Source organism: Polaromonas sp. P1_G1, from assembly GCF_056405595.1.
This window is the reverse complement of the sequence record NZ_JBFUBU010000282.1, coordinates 1-373: the sequence shown is the minus strand read 5'-3', so window position 1 is coordinate 373 and position 373 is coordinate 1. Positions and strand designations below refer to the sequence as shown.

The 373-nt window shown below is 66.0% G+C and carries 1 protein-coding gene; it reads left to right on the top strand.

The window, feature by feature from the left end; translation table 11 throughout:
* Positions 1-31: 31 nt before the first annotated feature.
* On the top strand, positions 32-373 hold a 342-nt coding region (locus AC1D1Y_RS26850; protein WP_477685018.1), incomplete at its 3' end, for a phosphoribosyltransferase domain-containing protein.

Here is a 373-nt window from a genome sequence, read left to right as displayed (position 1 = left end):
GGACGTTCCCTGGGCTACAGCAGAATTCGGCTTGGACCTCGTTCACGGTGATTCGTCACTCGGGCATTCGGTGCCCGATCTGGTGATCCCGGGACTTCGGCGGAATCCGCGTCGCGCTCATCTGCTGGTGTCCACCGTGCTGGGAAAGCACGTGCCCACCGAGCCGTCCGTGGTCATCGGCGCTGCCGACGACCTCGGCGATCTGGTGCGGACAACCCTCGGTGAGGGTGTCGACGTCGTCGTGCTCGGGTTTGCCGAAACCGCAACAGGTTTGGGCCACTGCGTCGCAGCTCGCCTGCACGCTCACTGCTACCTGCACTCCACGCGCCGAGACGTACCAGGTGCCGCGACGCTCGCCGGATTCGAGGAGGGG